Genomic DNA, 15765 nt, shown 5'->3' on the forward strand with positions numbered 1-15765 from the left:
TGCGGACAGCTAAATGGAAGTTGAGCCAATTCAGCTCAATTCACATTTATTCTTTGTCCATCCAGATGTCTATAAAAAGCTCTTCTTCCTCGACCCGGTAAGCCCGGCGAAAGACATTGGTGTTGGATTCAATGGCGATGTTGCCTTCGGGGTCGAGCGCGATGATGCCCCGGTCGCCCGCCAGCTTATCGGCGTACATGCCCACAGCCTCGCGGGCGGCTTTGGTTATCGTGAGCTTCTTGTATTTGCACAGGGCGTACACTTCGTGGGCACAAGCTGCGAGCATGATGATTTCGCCGTCGCCGGTGCAGGAGGCGGCGCATACCTCGTTGTTGGCGTAGCTGCCGCCACCGTAGATGCAGCTGTCGCCCACTCGGCCCCGGAGCTTGCCTTCGATGCCGCCGGTAGAGGTGGCCACGGCCAGGTTGCCGTGCTGGTCGAGGGCCACTGCTCCCACGGTGTCGTGCTTGCCGGCGTGCTCTACCTCAGCCTGCTGCAGGATTTCCAGCCATTCCTGACGCTGTTGGTCCGTTTTGAAGTAGCTGGGGTCCTGCAATGTCAGGCCCTGCGACAGGGCAAACTCATGGGCGCCATCGGCGGTCAGAAAGGTGTGTTTGCACTTCTCCATCACCAGCCGGGCCAGCCGCACCGGGTTCTTCACCAACTTGAGCCCGCTCACGGCGCCGCCGCGCAGCGTGAACCCGTCCATAATAGAGGATTCGGTTTCCACGTCGCCGTTGATGTTAAACATGCCCCCGCGCCCGGCATTAAACAGCTCATTGTCCTCCATGCTCATCACCGCCGCTTCCACGGCATCGAGGGCAGTGCCGCCCCGATTCAGGATTTCCCAACCCGCTTGCAAGGCCTGCTCCAAGCCTTCTTTCAGCTTGGCTTCCTTTTCCGGCGGAATTGTAGAAGGGTCGGTATTTACCGCGCCGCCATGAATTAATAAAACATATTTTCCCATGATGCTAAGTAGAGGTTGTGGTGTGGCTTCTACTTAGGGGGCAAGATTTGGTTTTGTTGAGCTTAACAAGTCGGCTGGCTAATGCCTTAATGATTAAGACATGTCATAGCCCAACTTTTTTGGCCCAATGTTAGGCAACATAAAAAAAGGCCGTTCCGCTGGAAAGCGAAACGGCCTTTTTTAACTCGAATTGTAACCGGATTAATTAAATAGCAGCGCCGGTTTTTAATTTATCGCCAAACAAAGCCTTTACTTTTTCAACCTTGGGGCGAGCCACAAATTGGCAATAAGGCTCGTGGCCGTGCAGGTTGAAATAGTTCTGGTGATAGTTTTCGGCGGGATAAAATTCGGGAGCCGCGGTAATTTCAGTTACCACCGGGTTCGGGAATGCTTTTTCCTCGTTGAGTTTCTGCTTGTAGTGTTCGGCAAGCTGTTTTTGCTCGTCGTTGTGGTAATAAATCACCGAGCGGTATTGCGTACCGGTGTCATTCCCTTGGCGGTTGAGAGTGGTCGGGTCGTGCGTTTTCCAGAAGATTTCCAGCAGCTCTTTGTAGCTGATAATGGAGGGGTCGAACGTGATATCAATTACCTCCGCGTGCCCGGTCAGGCCGCTGCACACTTCCTTGTAGGTTGGGTTCTTAATGCGACCTCCCGCATAACCGGAAACCACTTTTTCAACCCCTTTCAGATTTTGAAAAACCGCTTCGACGCACCAAAAGCAGCCGGCTCCAAATGTTGCATGTTCCATAAGTAGGGAGTTTGATTCTTGTCTAATTTCAATTACAACTCAATAGACGTGTTCCAGGTTATTTCCTTACAGCGTACAGAAACCCAGTTTTAGAAATAAGAACGACATGCCACAATCGGTAGCGTGTCGTTCTGTAATGGCAATTTAGCTTAGTTGCGTTCGCTGGAATGATTTGGGAACGTCGAAATCAGCTCAATAACCTAGCGCCGGAACCGTTCTGCCACTACCAGGTCCTTAGAGCCTGCCGTGTATTGGTAGAAGCCTTCGCCGGATTTGGCACCCAGGCGGCCGGCCATTACCATGTTTACCAGCAGCGGGCAGGGGGCATATTTGGGATTGCCCAGGCCGTCGTGTAGCACCCGCAAGATGGCCAGGCACACATCCAGCCCAATAAAATCGGCGAGTTGCAACGGCCCCATGGGGTGGGCCATGCCCAATTTCATCACGGTGTCAATTTCCTCCACGCCGGCCACGCCTTCAAATAGCGTAATGATGGCCTCGTTAATCATGGGCATCAGTATGCGGTTGGCCACAAAACCGGGGTAATCATTCACTTCGGTGGGAGTTTTACCCAGCTTTCGCGACAATTCCATTACCTGCTGCGTCACGGCATCGGACGTGGCGTAGCCCCGAATCACCTCCACCAGCTTCATTATCGGCACGGGGTTCATAAAGTGCATGCCAATTACTTGCTGCGGGCGTTTGGTGACGGCGGCAATCTTGGTAATGGAAATGGAGGAGGTATTCGACGCCAAAATGGCATCGGCGGGCGCATACTGGTCGAGGTCGCGGAAGATTTGCAACTTCAGGTCCACATTTTCGGTCGCAGCTTCCACCACCAGGCCCGCGCCGGCCACGCCGGTTTCCAAAGAAGTAGAAGTGCGAAGGCGGCCCAGGGTAGCCGCTTTATCTTCTTCACTTAGCGTCGCTTTGGCTACCTGGCGGTCCAGGTTTTTGGTGATGGTGGCCAGGGCGCGGTCCAAGGCGGGTTGGCTGATGTCGATAAGCGCGACGGAAAAACCGTGTTGTGCAAAGACGTGAGCAATGCCATTGCCCATGGTGCCGGAACCGATAACGGCTACATTCATAACTAGCGGAAAAAGTGTGGGAGAGAAGGATATAAAGCTCAGTTGAGCAGGACAACAAAGCTACGGCACCATTGGTAAGGGGCGTTTTTGTTTGCATCCGCAAAAATATTTTTTCATTTATTATATCCTTTTAAACGAGCCCGCGTACAAAGCCGCAGAGACACTTCTTTTTTCTTTCACCTTCTTCACTCTCTCCAGCCATGGGCAACCTCCTGTATATCATCGCCGTCATTCTCATCATCATTTGGGCAGTTAGCTACTTTGGTGGCTTCTATACTGGCGGCATCATTCACACCCTGCTCGTAATTGCTATCATCGCCATTCTGCTCCGTGTAATTAGCGGCCGAAGCGCGGTCTAACGCCACCTGTGAGTTAACTATAAGACAAAAAAAGCCCCGCTGATATACCAGCGGGGCTTTTTTTGTCTTCTTATTAATTATTTATTGAGCTTACCGCCCGAAATTAAATAAGAAGCTGAAACGAATAACGAGGCCCGGGTACAGCGAATAAATGGTGTTGTCGAAATTATAAAGCCCGACAATGTCAACTGCTGCGTTTTGGCCCAGATATGAGCGGTAGCCAATGCCCGCGAGGGGAGTGGTTACCGTGCGTTTGTATTTAAAAAAACCATTATTGGAGTCCACGTCAACCAATTCGGCGTTGGTTACTTCGTATTCGGCGTGAACAAAAAATTCTTTGTACACGATGTACTGCGCAAATGCCTTCAGCCCCACGCTGCTCGATTTGATGCTATTATCGCCTTGCGCGTTCAGGACATAACCGGCGTTTTTGGCCGCATCGGTTAAACTGTAGCTGCTGTAGGCGTACGAAATGCCCGGCCCGATAGCAAACTTGTCGGTAATGCGGAAGCCGATGGCCGGCGCGGCGCTCACGTTAAATTGGTTGAGCCCACCGTTGGATGAAAAGCCTAGGCCGAAATTGGTGTATAGAAATTTCTTTGTCGGCGGCTTGTCTTCGGCGCCCCCCGCTTTGGTCGCTTTGCGGTTTGGGAATTCCAGGCCCGAAGGGGCATTGGGCGAAGGTGCCGCAGCCGGAAACTCAGGTGCCGGCGTCGGCGCGGCCGATGGCTCAGTGGTAGTAGGAGTGGTAGGGGCCGGTGCCGGCGCCGGCGTTGTCTCAACGGGGCGTGGCTTAGCCGGGGGTGGCCCGGGAGGTGCCGAGTTGAGCACCGGCTTATCCTGCGCCTGGGCACGGTAAGCAGGCAGGCAGGCTACGCCGACAAGCAGCAGCAGCGGAAGCAATTTAGATTTCATTTACAAATAGGGAGGAAGAATGAAAATTAAGAACGAGGAATTAACAGGAATGAGTTAAAAGAAATTCTTTATTCTTTAATTCCTCATTCTTAACCAATCTTAAGCCATTTTGTACATTTTCTGGCGCTGCGCTTTCAGCGTTTCGTCGGCCAGGTATTCTTCGTAGTTCATGCGCCGGTCCAGGATGCCATCGGGGGTTAGCTCAATGATGCGATTGGCAACGGTTTCGATGAATTGCAAGTCGTGCGAAGCAAACAGCAGCGAGCCCGGATAGTCGCGCAGGGCATTGTTCAAAGCAGTGATGCTTTCCAGGTCCAAATGGTTGGTTGGGTCATCCAAAACCTGCACGTTGCCGCTTTGCAGCATCATTTTGGAGAGCATGCAGCGCACTTTCTCGCCTCCGCTCAGCACGTTGCTTTTCTTCTGCGATTCTTCGCCCGAAAACAGCATGCGGCCCAAAAAGCCCCGGATAAAGCTTTCGTCCTTTTCTTCGGAGTACTGGCGCAGCCAGTCCACCAAATTCAGCTCACCCGACTGAAAGAAGCTGTTGTTTTCCTTCGGGAAATAGCTGGGTGTGATAGTGGTACCCCATTTTACCTCGCCCGTGGTCGGAGTAGCTTCGCCGAACATGATGTCGAAGAGGAGGGATGCAGCGCGGTCGTCGCGGCCCACGATGGCCACCTTGTCCTTTTTGTCGAGCGTGAAACTCACGTTCTTAAATACATACTGACCATCTACTTTGGCGCTCAGGTTTTCCACGCTCAGCAGCTGGTTGCCGGGCTCGCGCTCCGACTTGAAGGCGATGTAGGGGTAGCGGCGCGAGCTGGGCTTGATGTCCTCCAGAGTTAGCTTTTGCAGCAGTTTCTGGCGGGAAGTAGCCTGCTTAGATTTTGAGGCGTTGGCCGAGAACCGGCGCACAAACTCCTCCAGTTCCTTGCGGCGGTCTTCGGTCTTCTTGTTGGCATCCTGGCGCTGGCGCAGCACCATCTGGCTGCTCTCGTACCAGAACGTATAGTTGCCGGGGTACATCGTGATTTTGCCGAAGTCCAGGTCGGCCATGTAGTTGCACACGGCGTCGAGGAAGTGACGGTCGTGGCTCACCACAATCACGGTGTTCTGGAAGCTGTCGAGGAAGTTCTCCAGCCACAGCACGCTCTCGGCGTCCAAGTTGTTGGTTGGTTCGTCGAGCAGCAGCACGTCGGGGTTGCCAAACAGGGCCTGAGCCAGCAGCACGCGTACTTTTTCGCTGGCGCCAAGGTCGGCCATGAGGCTGTGGTGTTTGTCTTCCACAATACCGAGGCCCGACAGCAGCTCGGCCGCTTCGTACTCGGCATTCCAGCCTTCCAGGTCTGCAAATTCGCCTTCCAGCTCGGCAGCGCGCTCGCCATCGGCGTCTGAGAAATCGGCTTTGGCGTAGAGAGCGTCCTTCTCAGTCATCACGGCATACAGCCGCTGGTGGCCCTGAATTACTGTTTGGAGCACCGGCTGCTCGTCGTAGGCAAACTGGTTCTGCTTCAGCACGGCCAGGCGCTGGCCCGCCGGCATTTCCACCGAGCCCGTGTTGGGCTCCAGCTCGCCAGAGAGGATTTTCAGGAAGGTGGATTTGCCCGCACCATTGGCCCCAATGAGGCCGTAACAGTTGCCAGGCAGGAATTTCGCGGTAACGTCTTCAAACAGGATGCGCTTGCCATAGCGCAGGCTCACATTGGTGGTCGAAATCATTCAGTAAGAAAATAGTAGCAAACAAAAACTGCACAACCGTGCGCAGCAGCGCGCAAAATTACGCATCAGGAGGCGGGTCGAAATCCTGCCCGAAAAAAGTCATTGACAAACCTGATGAAAATAACTAACTAGGTGTCAAAATAGTGCCCTGGGTGTGGGCCAAAAACCCCCTGGCGCGGCATAATCCGTCTATGAATAACTTCTGCCTACTTGAGCTAGTATAAAAAGACAATCAGCCGGAGATTCCGGTTTTTCCTCTCCACACTTTAATTAAGCTTCGGCCATGGCAGACCTTTCAATAACCTCCGAGAACAATGGCTTTCGCATGGGCGCCTACACGGCAGCAGCCCTGATTGCTTACACGGGCATTGCAATGCTGGCGGGGTTCCTCGATAAAATTGAAGCGGGCTCGCTCGACCTGGTAATCATAGCGGCAGGCGTAGTAATGGCCATTAAGCGCTTTAAGCGGGCGCGCGGCAACCGCATGTCGTACCTGCAGGGCTTTGGCACGGGAATCATCACCGGACTGGTGGCCTCGGTATTGCTGGCCGCTTTTTTCTGGCTTATGGGCGGCATTAGCAAAGGCGTCATGAATTCGGTGCAGCGCATCCAAGCGCGCGACCTGTTTGGCGCCGACCTTGGCGTGCTCATCGGCGGGCTGGGCATTATCCTGATGGGCACCATGACGGGGGTTATCGTGTCGCTGATAGCCATGCAGTACTACAAAAGCCCCGACCATCAGGCTGTGGCCAGTTTAGACTAAATCATTGTGTGATTGAACTTTCGCGCTACGTGACGGCCCCGGTTGGGGCCGTTTTGTTTGCACAGAGATATAGCGCTAAAAATATTTTTATGAAAAATATTAGACTAAACAAGAATTAACCGGTATCTTTCGGGTGTTAAGCCAAAAAATACACGGAGTTCTTCTACTCAGTCCCTTGAATTTTATGTTTAAAATTCTATTTGCCTCGTTGACAGTCTTGCTGGCCCTGGGTTCCTTCTCGGCCCACGCCCAAATGGCCGACCGCCTGTCGGAGCACCCCACGTTCAACAAGTCGGCCATGAAAGAATCGGTAGGTCCCGATGCCGTGGCGCTGACGCGTGAAATGACTATAAAGCTCCACCTCAACGAGGCGCAGATACTGAACCTCCTGGCCCTAAACCGCACCAAGCTGGCCGGCCTGAAGAACATCAACCAAGAATACAAAGACGATGAGGCCACCCGGGCCGCCAAAACAGCCGAGCTGGAATCTCAGTTTGAGCAGGAGTGCAGCCGCGTGCTAACCCCTTCGCAACTCAGCCAGCTCCACCAGGAAACGGAACACCCCACGACCGCGCCCGGCAACTCCGGAAACGGCTTGGGCTAACCACACTATTACTTTATAAAAAAGGCCCGTCATCAATATGACGGGCCTTTTTCGTTATGGACGTTTGGGAGAGAGTGGGTCGGCCAATACTTCCGTAACGGTACCCAGTGGGCCAAACCGAAGGCTGATGCATGCAGCCCCGGAACGGGCGTGGCGCGCCTCGCACTGCGTGCCGGGCTCCAGGTAGTAGTAGTATACTTTTTCGGTGCCCGCGCGCAACTCTTCTTCATCGGGAGGGCCAAGCAGGGCAGTCACATCGTCAGCCCGGGCCTCGTAGAGGGCCTCTTTGCTCCGCACCAGGGATGGCACGGCGGCACGGCGCTGGTCGCGGCAGGCGTAGGGGTCGGCGCGCCAAGCCTTGGCATCGAACCCCGGAAGCCTTGGCAGGGCGTGGCCGCAGCCGCCTAGCAGTCCCGTGGTACCCAGCAGTAGTAGAAGGCGACGGCTGCGGGCTGGCAAAAAGGGCAAAAACATAACGAAAATGAGGAAAAGTGCTAGGTCTATAAGAATTGGGCTAAGCTAAGCACTAAGTTTGGCCCGATAGTGTATACTGCTGTGCTAAACAGTGTAACCACACAGTTTAGTCATATTTCGAACCCACCGAATATTCATGTTTCAAATACCTGGAAAGGTTGTAATTGTTGGCCTGCTGCTGGGGCTGATGGTACCATCAGAGCAACTCGCCGCACAAACCCTGCCTACTAAAGCTATTGCGATGCTGCCGGTGGCAGCCCGCCGGGCTTATTATCAAACAGCTTTTGAACAGCGGGCAGCCCAACTTTATACCGTGCTGGGCTTAGGTCAGTCGGGATTGCCGCTTAAGGTGTTTCGGGAGGGCTTGGTGGGGTACTACAACCTCCGCCCCGCGGGCAAGCCCACGGCCAGTCCTCCGGTGCTCACGCTCATCGATTTTAGCATTTCCAGCCAGCAGAAGCGCCTGTGGGTTATCAATGTTGAGAAAGCCAAAGTGCTGTACCATACGCTGGTGGCTCATGGCAAGGCAAGCGGCGCCGATGTGCCCCTGGCATTTTCAAACAAAGGCGGCTCGGAGATGAGCAGCCTGGGCTTTTATCGCACCGCACCCACCACTTACACCGGCAAGCACGGCCTCTCCCTCAAGCTGGTGGGCCTCGACCCAGGTTTCAACACCAACGCCGAAAGCCGGGCCGTGGTGGTGCACGGGGCCGAATACGTGTGCCAGGACTTCGTGAAAACGCACGGCCGTTTGGGCCGCAGCCAGGGCTGCCCGGCGCTGCCCGTGGCCGAAACCGCCGCCATTGTGAAGGCCATCAAGGGCGGAAGCGTGCTGTACTTGCACGGGCCGGAAAGGGCAAACTATCACTCGCGGTGGTTGAATTTGGATACGGCAGTGGCTGCGTACTCGGGCGTTTATTAGCCGGCCAGCCCCAGGGCAATAACCAGAACGGAAAGGGTGCGTTATAAGGCAAGTGGGCCATATGTCGGCAGTCGAAAAGCTGCGGCGTGGTCGATTTAACCCTTCATTTCACTTACACTTTCCAATGCGTCTCAATCTCCGCTTCATCATTGCCATCATCGTGGCGGCGGTGTCCCTTTTTGGCTACTACTTCAACACCTCCAAGAACGAGGTGACCGGCGAAACTCAGCACGTAAACATGAGCGCCGACCAGGAAATAGCCCTTGGCCTGCAGGCAGCGCCCGAAATGGCCGCCCAATACGGGGGCGAAAGCCCCGATGCCCGCGCCACGGCCGCCGTGCAGCAGGTGGGCCAGAAAATCATTGCCAGCACCAAGGCCGGCCAGACTCCCTACAAATTTCAGTTTCACCTACTGGCCGACGACCAAACGATTAATGCCTTCGCCTTGCCCGGTGGGCAGGTGTTCATCACCCAGGGCCTGCTGAAAAATCTGACCTCAGAAGCCCAGCTGGCGGGCGTGCTGGCACATGAAATTGGGCACGTAGTGGGCCGGCATTCGGCTGCACAGGTAGCTAAGTCCAACCTCACGCAAGGCTTGGCCGGCGCTGCTACCATTGCCTCCTACGACCCCAATAGCCCCGGTAGCTCGGTAGCCAAGGCTGCAGTGGCCGCGGCCATTGCCAAGGTTATCAGCCTGCGTTTTGGCCGCAACGACGAGCTGGAGGCCGATAAACTGGCCGTTGATTTCACCCCGAAGGCTGGCTACGACCCCCGCGCTATGATTCAGGTGATGAAGATGCTGGAGCAGCAAAGCGGCCGTAGCTCAACGCCCGAGTTTATGAGCACGCACCCCGACCCAGGCAACCGCATTGCCGAACTACAGAAAGAAATTGCGGCGGAATTCCCCCAGGGAGTGCCCGCAGGACTGAAAGAATAGTTTTGTCATTGCGTGCGCAGCGCGGCAATCCATCCTGGTCTCAGCGACTAGCCCAATAATGTGACAAGCCCCGGCTCTACTGCAGAGTCGGGGCTTTTTGCTTTAAATAGAGGTTGTCACAACTCGGGGTTGGTCGCACAGAGAGGACGGATTGCTTCGGCTCCGCCTCGCAATGACAGACCGCCTGCCACGCAATGTCAAAAGTTGGGTGGAGTCAGGTTTTTGAAGTGGCCGTTGAGCCGCACTCGCTCCTTGAGGCGCTCGGTTTCGAGTACCACAGGCAGGATGGTGTCAAGGTGCTCGCGCACCATTTCCTGGCGTTCCTGTTCACTGGTGGTGGCCAAGAGCTGGTATTCCTGCTCGGTGCTTAGCCCAATGTGGTGGGCCACGTCGAAGATGCAGTAGTCGGGGGCCAGTTCCAACAGGAGCTTGCGCAAGCCGAGGGCTTCGTAGAGCAGCCGCACCTGCTTGGTAATAATTTCGCGGAGCACGGGGTCGGATTCCTCGTCCTGCACCACATCTTCGACCTGGCCGCCGGCATAGAGCTTGCCCGGTGCCTGGCGGTAAAATTTATTGATGCGGAAGACGCCAACGGCTTTGGTTCGAATGTCGAGCTCGCCGCTGGAATACGTTTGCTCCACGCCCAGCAGCCGCATTTCGGTGCCCAGCTCGCTGAGGGAATTGTCGAGGTAGGGCGGGATGCCAAAGGTGATGTTTTGCTCGATGCATTCGCGCACCAGCTGACGGTACCGGGGCTCAAAAATGTGAAGGTTAAGCTTTTCCCCCGGGAAAACCACCAGATTGAGCGGAAACAGCGGCAGTAAGCGGGACATAGCAGCGGGACTGAGGAAGTATGGTAACTGAGACTTCAACAAGTTGAGGCCACTGTTAGGTTTGGTGCTGCCGGCCGGGGCCAGCTTCCGGGGAAGAGAACGAAAGGTAGGAGTGAAAGCCGAAACCCCGCTTGTCACGCTACTTTTGCCCCAATGGCCACCACTGCACTTATTCCCAACACGTCGGTTTTAATTAAAAAAGGCATTCGGCTGCTGCTGCAAGTGGTCGCGGCGCTGTTTCTGGCCTCGGTGGCCTGGGTGCTGATTTACCGGTGGGTGGCTCCGCCTGCTACCTGGCTGATGCTCGACCGGCGGGCCCACGCGCCGGTGGGCCTGGGCTACTACGGCATTCAGCAGGAGCCCCGGCTCATTCGCTACCAGTTCCGGAACCTGGACGAAGTGGCGCCCGCCGTGCCCCTGGCACTTGTAGCCGCCGAAGACCAGCGCTTTCTCATCCACCACGGCTTCGATTTCGACGCCCTGGCCAGCGCAGCCAAGCGCAACTGGAAAGGCGACGGTACCCACATTGTGGGTGGCAGCACCATTTCCCAGCAAGTGGCCAAAAACGTGTTTTTGTGGCACGGCCGCAGCTACGTGCGCAAAGCAGCCGAGGCCTATTTCACGGTGCTGATTGAGTTTTTGTGGAACAAGCGCCGCATCATGGAAATGTATCTCAGCGTGGCCGAAATGGGCGACTGCACCTTTGGGGTTGAGGCCGCCAGCCAGCGCTACTTTGGCAAGTCGGCAAGCCGGGTGAGCCCGGCCGAAGCGGCTTTGCTGGCCGGGGTATTGCCCAATCCGCTGCGGTTCCGGGCTTCCAATCCGGGGCCGGCCGCGCGAGCCAAGCAGCTACGGGTGCTGCGCAACATGCGCCGCCTGGGCGGCACTACCTACGTGAACACGCTCATCAACAAATAACCATGACTGGAAAGCTACTGCTAGGCAAAAGATTGTTGCTGGGCGCCCTTGTGCTTAGCTCAACGGGCTACTTGCAAGGCTGCCAGCCCGCGGCTTATGCGCACCGCAGCAACGCCCCGGCCGAGGTAGCCGCCATCCGGAATGTGCTAACCACGCAAACCGCCGCCTGGAATAAAGGCGACATCCCCGGCTTCATGCAGGGCTATTGGAAGTCCGACTCGCTGGTGTTTCTCGGCCGCAAGGGCCCCACGTACGGCTGGCAGCAAACGCTGGATAACTACCGCAAGAACTACCCCGATGCCGCCGCAATGGGCCAATTAGATTTTAGCGGCTTGCGCATAACGATGCTGGCACCCACCGCCGCCCAGGTAATTGGGCACTGGCACCTGGCCCGGCCTACCGCGGGCGACGTGGGTGGCTTCTTCCTGCTGGTGCTACGGAAGATTGACGGCCAATGGGTAGTAGCAGCCGACCATACGAACAGCCAGTAAAGAATTTAAAGATTGACTTCCAGATTGGCTTAGTGACTGAATTGAAAAAATTATGAATTTCAGAACCTTTACTTAGTGACTCCCTGATTTACACCTTTAATTAACCCTAAACTAGCAGCGTGCGCGGCAGCTGAGGCATAATCGGCCACGAGCAACATGGGTACGCCTTCGCCTTTAAGGGCTTCGGAGATGGGGCCCACAAGCAGGGCGCGGGCGGGTACTTGCACATCGCGGATGTAGACGGCCTTGATGCGGCCGGGGTGTCGGCGAACTACTTCGCGGTAAATGCGCGCGTCTTCCTGGCCACTGTCGCCGAGCAGCACGAAGGGCAGGTGGGGATAAGTGTTGAGCACATCGTCGATTTCGTGCAGCTTGTGGGCGAAGTGAATGGCTGCCGAGCCGGTGACGCCGGGCGGGGGCGTGGTTTTGGGACGGGCAATGCTCAAATCGCGCAGCAGGAGCGGGCCGGGCGGCATTTCGTGGATGCCCAGGAACTCATCGAGTACATCGTACAGGTTCCAGGGGCTGCTGCTGACGTAGAAAAACGGGTTGTCGGGCTGGCCGGTGCGGCCGCGCTGCAGGCTGCGGTAAAAATCCGCTACTCCCACAAAGGGCAGGCGGGAATGGGCGTTGCTGAGCAGGGTGCGCCCCAGCATTTTCAGCACGTTGGTGGCGCTGGTTTCAAATACCGTGTCGTCGAGGTCGCTGATAACGCCGAACTCGGCGCTGGGGGGCGGCACCAGCACTTTGGCCGCCGCCTGCACCGTGGGCAGCGGCAGCCGAAAGTGCGGGGGCAGCCGCGATACCCGCACGGGCACTGGGTACCAGAGGTAGGCCACGGGCTCGGGCAGTGCCTTGGGCTCGATGATGAGCGTGAAATAGCCCTCGTCGTCGGTTGTGACGAGGTTCTGACTGCCGTCGGGCATCTCCGCTACCAGGTCGGCGCCAGGCACTTCGCGGCTGTTGAAGCGGCGCACCATGCTCTGGAAATTGCGCCAGCGCGAGTCCGTAGCGGTTTGGGCGGCGATGCCGCGGTCGGCCAGCAGGCGGCCCTTGATGTAGAATTTGGCGGCCGTGCCGTAGCTCCGGTAGGCGTCGAGCTGCAGGGGCCGCAGCCAGCCCCGCTGCGCCGTGAAGCGGGTGACGAGGTGGTCTGACCATTCGGTGAAGGAGGAAAGGGCATCGAGCAGCTTCATGGGGCAAACCTACGGCCGTGGGCGAGAATGCCTCAAAATGGCCGCCAAAAGGCCAGTTGCGTAGAATGGCCATTCCCGATTAAGCGGGCCCATCTCCTCCTTCCATGCCGACTGCCACCGCTCCCCGCTCCAAAACCCGTAAAAAAGCGCTTGTGCCCCAAGATGAGGCGCATATCGTGTACAAAGACCCGGCCCGGCAAGCCCAGATGGCCGGTTTGCGCTATGCCACCGACCAGGCCGCGGGCATCAGCCGAAAAACGACGCGGGCCGGCAACTTTACGTACCACGATGCCCAGGGCCACAAAATAACCGACCCTAAAACGCTGGAGCGCATTGTAAGCTTCGTGATTCCGCCGGCCTGGGCGGACGTGTGGATTGCGGCCTCGCCCACCGCCCACCTGCAGGTGACTGGGCGCGACAGCCTGGGGCGGAAGCAGTACCGCTACCATCCGGCCTGGGACGAAATGCGCAGCCTCACCAAATTCTCACGCCTCCGCACGTTTGGCGAGAAACTGGCTGCGCTGCGGGAACAGCTCAACAAAGACCTGCGCCGCCCCACGCTGGACCGCGAAAAAGTGGTGGCTCTGGTGCTTACGCTCATGGACCAGTCGTTTATCCGCGTGGGCAACAAGGAGTACGCCAAAAAGAACAACAGCTACGGCCTGACCACCTTGCGCGACAAGCACGTGGCGATAGAAGGCGCCGACGTTAATTTCAGCTTCATCGGCAAAAAGGGCGTGCCGCACGACGTGACCGTGCATGATGTTCGGCTGGCCCGGCTCGTGCGCAAGTGCAAGGAAATTCCGGGGCAGCACTTGTTCCAGTATTACTCTGCCGATGGCCAGCGCCACGCACTGGAATCGGGCGATGTGAACGAGTACCTGCACCGGCATACGGGCCTGGCGCTGTCGGCCAAGGACTTCCGGACCTGGGGCGGCACCGTGAAAATGGTGGAATGCCTGGAAGGTGTGCTGCGTGAGGAGCCCGACTTAGCCCCCGAAAAAGTGATAAAGCGAGCCGTGAAGGAAGTGGCCACGGGCTTGGGCAATACTCCCACGGTCTGCTCCAAATACTACATTCACCCACATGTAGTGGAGCTGTTCAAGTCGGGCCAGCTCATCGAATACCTGCGCCAGCACGACGCCGAAGCTGCTCTCGGAGACTTGCTTTCGCCGATAGAACGGCTGGTGCTGAAGATGCTGGAACAGGCGTAAGCCGGGCCGTTATTCCTCGGGGAGCTTGTCGTAAGCGCGCTTGGCGGGCGCGCTGCCTTCGTGGAATTGTACGCTTGGGCTGGATTGGCCCGTTAGTGTATCGGTACCTGTGCCCCCGTAAATGCGGATGCGTGGCTGCCGTGGGGCTTTAGCACCGTGCTGTTCAATAATGAAAGCGTCGTCTCCGCCGAGGCCTTCAAGTTGAATGAGCTTGGTTTCGGCAGGGAAAAACGCGCGACGATAAATGCGGTTCGGGCTGCTAGCCGCAGTGGGTTGGGCTGAAAACACGGCGACCACGGTGGAGTCGGGGTAACGGTGCACCTCAAACCGCTCGGCCAGCGCCGTGCCACCTACCACGGGCCGCCGGGCCAGCTGCCGGTAGAAGGCCTCGGCTAATGCGGGCAGCTCGGTGCGGCGGGCCTGCAGGGCGGCAATGGTGGCCTGGCCTTCGAGGGCAAAAGCCGCGGGCGGCATTCGGTGCACGGCCCGCGCGATGAGCGAGTCGGGCAGCTGTCGCTGCATGGCTTGGGCCGTGGCAGAAAATTGAGCTAAAGAAAGTTGATTCAGGCCCCGCGTATCCAAGTAATGCCCGGATGATAACAAGTTAGCGGCCTTGGGATAGCGTGGGCCAAAGCTGGTCCAGTGCCGCAGGGCCAGATGGCCCACCAGCCAGCCCAACAGACCGTCGTCGAGGCGGTAAAAGACCATGTCTCTGTCTTTGGGCAATGGCGATAGCTGGCTGACCCCGGATGCCGAAGGGGAACTCACGGCCCAATTCCACTGGCCGGGGTGGCGGTCCCAGTCGCCCAGCCAGCCATCCAGCAACCGTGCCTGCAGCAGCGCCAGCTGGTTGAGCTGCCGGGCGGGGCTCTTGAAGGCAGTTTCGAATGCTTCGATGCTGCTCAAAACCGTTCGTGGGCTACGGGCGGCTGGCCCCGATTCAACCGCAAACTTTTCTTCCAGGAAGGCCAGCTGGCCCCGAAAGAGGCGCAAGGAATCCGACTGAAAAGCGGGGTCGTCGGGCCGCACGTAGTAGAGGCGCGGCGTGGCCCGCGGTACGCCTACGGCTTGGGCCAGGGGCGGCACCACGAGGGCTGCATAAGGGTTGGTGGCCGATACGTTATCGCGCAGAGCATTAACCAGGAAAGTGCCGCGCAGCACTTTCGGCGTGGCCCGAATGGGGTCTTTGTCGACGGTGCGCAGCACAAACGCCTCGCCCTCATGCGCCGTCAATGTCAAGGAGGTACTATTGAAGCCGCCGCCTACTTTGCCGGAGGTTAAGCCGCCCGGCTTCGCCTGCGGCAGCCGAAGCACGGGCACCGTAACTGGGGCCGCCCAGACGGGCCGGTGGTGCTGGCCCACCAGGGTCATGTACAAGCGGCTATGCCGGGCATATTGGCGGCCGGCCGTGGCCCCGCGCACGCTGTCAGCGCTTGCGGGCAGGGGTTGAGCCAGAGCCGAATCGGGCCGGGCGTCGGGTTGAAAAAACTGTTTGCGGACGCAGCCAGATGCTACCAGGAGCCCGGCCCAGGAACCCAGTATCAGAAACGAAGAAGGTAAGCGAAGCTGCATCAAGGGGATAGGAGGCCAATACGGTCGGGCATTCAACGAGGG

General features: G+C 57.4%; 17 protein-coding genes. 8 read left to right on the top strand and 9 right to left on the bottom strand.

All coding sequences use genetic code 11. The annotated features are described in order from the left end of the window. Nucleotides 1-46 precede the first annotated feature (46 nt). From LJ738_RS05605 to LJ738_RS05615, 3 genes are all read right to left on the bottom strand, one after another. Nucleotides 47-967, bottom strand: coding sequence for an isoaspartyl peptidase/L-asparaginase family protein (locus LJ738_RS05605; protein ID WP_227785327.1), 921 nt, complete (start codon nt 965-967; stop codon nt 47-49). A 205-nt stretch (nt 968-1172) separates the two neighbouring features. Further along, the gene (gene msrA / locus LJ738_RS05610; RefSeq protein WP_227785328.1) at nt 1173-1715 is read right to left on the bottom strand and encodes a peptide-methionine (S)-S-oxide reductase MsrA; all 543 of its coding nucleotides are present in this window, start codon (nt 1713-1715) and stop codon (nt 1173-1175) included. 200 nt (nt 1716-1915) lie between these two features. After that, a complete protein-coding gene (locus LJ738_RS05615; RefSeq protein ID WP_227785329.1) occupies nt 1916-2803 on the bottom strand; it encodes a 3-hydroxybutyryl-CoA dehydrogenase in 888 nt (295 codons plus the stop codon). A 200-nt stretch (nt 2804-3003) separates the two neighbouring features. Between LJ738_RS05615 and LJ738_RS05620 the strand changes: the two genes are divergently transcribed. Continuing rightward, on the top strand, nt 3004-3162 hold the full coding sequence (locus LJ738_RS05620; protein ID WP_157781084.1) for a lmo0937 family membrane protein: 159 nt from the start codon (nt 3004-3006) through the stop codon (nt 3160-3162). A gap of 90 nt (nt 3163-3252) precedes the next feature. Here the strand turns inward: LJ738_RS05620 and LJ738_RS05625 are convergent, their stop codons facing one another. Both LJ738_RS05625 and LJ738_RS05630 read right to left on the bottom strand, forming a co-directional pair. After that, nucleotides 3253-4077, bottom strand: coding sequence for a hypothetical protein (locus LJ738_RS05625; protein WP_227785330.1), 825 nt, complete (start codon nt 4075-4077; stop codon nt 3253-3255). A gap of 99 nt (nt 4078-4176) precedes the next feature. Beyond that, entirely contained in the window at nt 4177-5799 is a 1623-nt protein-coding gene (locus LJ738_RS05630; RefSeq protein WP_227785331.1) for an ABC-F family ATP-binding cassette domain-containing protein, read from the bottom strand. A gap of 283 nt (nt 5800-6082) precedes the next feature. On the opposite strand from LJ738_RS05630, the gene LJ738_RS05635 reads away from it, so the two are divergent. After that, complete coding sequence (locus tag LJ738_RS05635; protein WP_227785332.1) at nt 6083-6562, top strand: DUF4199 domain-containing protein; 480 nt, start codon at nt 6083-6085, stop codon at nt 6560-6562. 184 nt (nt 6563-6746) lie between these two features. Next, nucleotides 6747-7166, top strand: coding sequence for a hypothetical protein (locus tag LJ738_RS05640; protein WP_227785333.1), 420 nt, complete (start codon nt 6747-6749; stop codon nt 7164-7166). Nucleotides 7167-7220: 54 nt separating this feature from the next. On the opposite strand, the gene LJ738_RS05645 is transcribed toward LJ738_RS05640, so the two are convergent. Continuing rightward, nucleotides 7221-7640 carry a hypothetical protein gene (locus LJ738_RS05645; protein ID WP_227785334.1) on the bottom strand — a complete coding sequence of 140 codons (420 nt, stop codon included), beginning with the start codon at nt 7638-7640 and terminating at the stop codon, nt 7221-7223. A 136-nt stretch (nt 7641-7776) separates the two neighbouring features. On the opposite strand from LJ738_RS05645, the gene LJ738_RS05650 reads away from it, so the two are divergent. Beyond that, nucleotides 7777-8562 carry a murein L,D-transpeptidase catalytic domain family protein gene (locus LJ738_RS05650; RefSeq protein ID WP_227785335.1) on the top strand — a complete coding sequence of 262 codons (786 nt, stop codon included), beginning with the start codon at nt 7777-7779 and terminating at the stop codon, nt 8560-8562. A gap of 124 nt (nt 8563-8686) precedes the next feature. Next, a complete protein-coding gene (locus LJ738_RS05655; protein ID WP_227785336.1) occupies nt 8687-9499 on the top strand; it encodes a M48 family metallopeptidase in 813 nt (270 codons plus the stop codon). A 197-nt stretch (nt 9500-9696) separates the two neighbouring features. On the opposite strand, the gene LJ738_RS05660 is transcribed toward LJ738_RS05655, so the two are convergent. Next, nucleotides 9697-10332, bottom strand: a complete 636-nt coding sequence (locus LJ738_RS05660) for an LON peptidase substrate-binding domain-containing protein (RefSeq protein ID WP_227785337.1) — start codon at nt 10330-10332, stop codon at nt 9697-9699. A gap of 153 nt (nt 10333-10485) precedes the next feature. Here LJ738_RS05660 and mtgA point away from each other — a divergent pair, with 153 nt between their 5' ends. Further along, a complete protein-coding gene (mtgA, locus tag LJ738_RS05665) occupies nt 10486-11250 on the top strand; it encodes a monofunctional biosynthetic peptidoglycan transglycosylase (RefSeq protein WP_227785338.1) in 765 nt (254 codons plus the stop codon). Between the two features lie 2 nt (nt 11251-11252). Continuing rightward, nucleotides 11253-11741 carry a YybH family protein gene (locus tag LJ738_RS05670; protein WP_227785339.1) on the top strand — a complete coding sequence of 163 codons (489 nt, stop codon included), beginning with the start codon at nt 11253-11255 and terminating at the stop codon, nt 11739-11741. Nucleotides 11742-11809: 68 nt separating this feature from the next. On the opposite strand, the gene LJ738_RS05675 is transcribed toward LJ738_RS05670, so the two are convergent. After that, complete coding sequence (locus tag LJ738_RS05675; protein ID WP_227785340.1) at nt 11810-12937, bottom strand: App1 family protein phosphatidate phosphatase; 1128 nt, start codon at nt 12935-12937, stop codon at nt 11810-11812. Between the two features lie 104 nt (nt 12938-13041). Between LJ738_RS05675 and LJ738_RS05680 the strand changes: the two genes are divergently transcribed. Next, on the top strand, nt 13042-14151 hold the full coding sequence (locus tag LJ738_RS05680) for a DNA topoisomerase IB (RefSeq protein ID WP_227785341.1): 1110 nt from the start codon (nt 13042-13044) through the stop codon (nt 14149-14151). Between the two features lie 9 nt (nt 14152-14160). Here the strand turns inward: LJ738_RS05680 and LJ738_RS05685 are convergent, their stop codons facing one another. Then, nucleotides 14161-15723 carry a hypothetical protein gene (locus LJ738_RS05685; RefSeq protein ID WP_227785342.1) on the bottom strand — a complete coding sequence of 521 codons (1563 nt, stop codon included), beginning with the start codon at nt 15721-15723 and terminating at the stop codon, nt 14161-14163. Between the last annotated feature and the right edge of the window lie 42 nt (nt 15724-15765).

The organism is Hymenobacter plasmatis, assembly GCF_020711255.1.
GTDB lineage: Bacteria > Bacteroidota > Bacteroidia > Cytophagales > Hymenobacteraceae > Hymenobacter.

Coding starts and splice junctions, on each gene's coding strand:
- LJ738_RS05650 (WP_227785335.1), top strand. CDS start 7,777: ATGTTTCAAATACCTGGAAAGGTTGTAATTGTTGGCCTGCTGCTGGGG.
- LJ738_RS05615 (WP_227785329.1), bottom strand. CDS start 2,803: ATGAATGTAGCCGTTATCGGTTCCGGCACCATGGGCAATGGCATTGCT.
- LJ738_RS05640 (WP_227785333.1), top strand. CDS start 6,747: ATGTTTAAAATTCTATTTGCCTCGTTGACAGTCTTGCTGGCCCTGGGT.
- LJ738_RS05620 (WP_157781084.1), top strand. CDS start 3,004: ATGGGCAACCTCCTGTATATCATCGCCGTCATTCTCATCATCATTTGG.
- LJ738_RS05645 (WP_227785334.1), bottom strand. CDS start 7,640: ATGTTTTTGCCCTTTTTGCCAGCCCGCAGCCGTCGCCTTCTACTACTG.
- LJ738_RS05670 (WP_227785339.1), top strand. CDS start 11,253: ATGACTGGAAAGCTACTGCTAGGCAAAAGATTGTTGCTGGGCGCCCTT.
- LJ738_RS05660 (WP_227785337.1), bottom strand. CDS start 10,332: ATGTCCCGCTTACTGCCGCTGTTTCCGCTCAATCTGGTGGTTTTCCCG.
- LJ738_RS05685 (WP_227785342.1), bottom strand. CDS start 15,723: ATGCAGCTTCGCTTACCTTCTTCGTTTCTGATACTGGGTTCCTGGGCC.
- LJ738_RS05625 (WP_227785330.1), bottom strand. CDS start 4,077: ATGAAATCTAAATTGCTTCCGCTGCTGCTGCTTGTCGGCGTAGCCTGC.
- LJ738_RS05635 (WP_227785332.1), top strand. CDS start 6,083: ATGGCAGACCTTTCAATAACCTCCGAGAACAATGGCTTTCGCATGGGC.
- LJ738_RS05675 (WP_227785340.1), bottom strand. CDS start 12,937: ATGAAGCTGCTCGATGCCCTTTCCTCCTTCACCGAATGGTCAGACCAC.
- msrA (WP_227785328.1), bottom strand. CDS start 1,715: ATGGAACATGCAACATTTGGAGCCGGCTGCTTTTGGTGCGTCGAAGCG.
- LJ738_RS05680 (WP_227785341.1), top strand. CDS start 13,042: ATGCCGACTGCCACCGCTCCCCGCTCCAAAACCCGTAAAAAAGCGCTT.
- LJ738_RS05605 (WP_227785327.1), bottom strand. CDS start 967: ATGGGAAAATATGTTTTATTAATTCATGGCGGCGCGGTAAATACCGAC.
- LJ738_RS05655 (WP_227785336.1), top strand. CDS start 8,687: ATGCGTCTCAATCTCCGCTTCATCATTGCCATCATCGTGGCGGCGGTG.
- LJ738_RS05630 (WP_227785331.1), bottom strand. CDS start 5,799: ATGATTTCGACCACCAATGTGAGCCTGCGCTATGGCAAGCGCATCCTG.
- mtgA (WP_227785338.1), top strand. CDS start 10,486: ATGGCCACCACTGCACTTATTCCCAACACGTCGGTTTTAATTAAAAAA.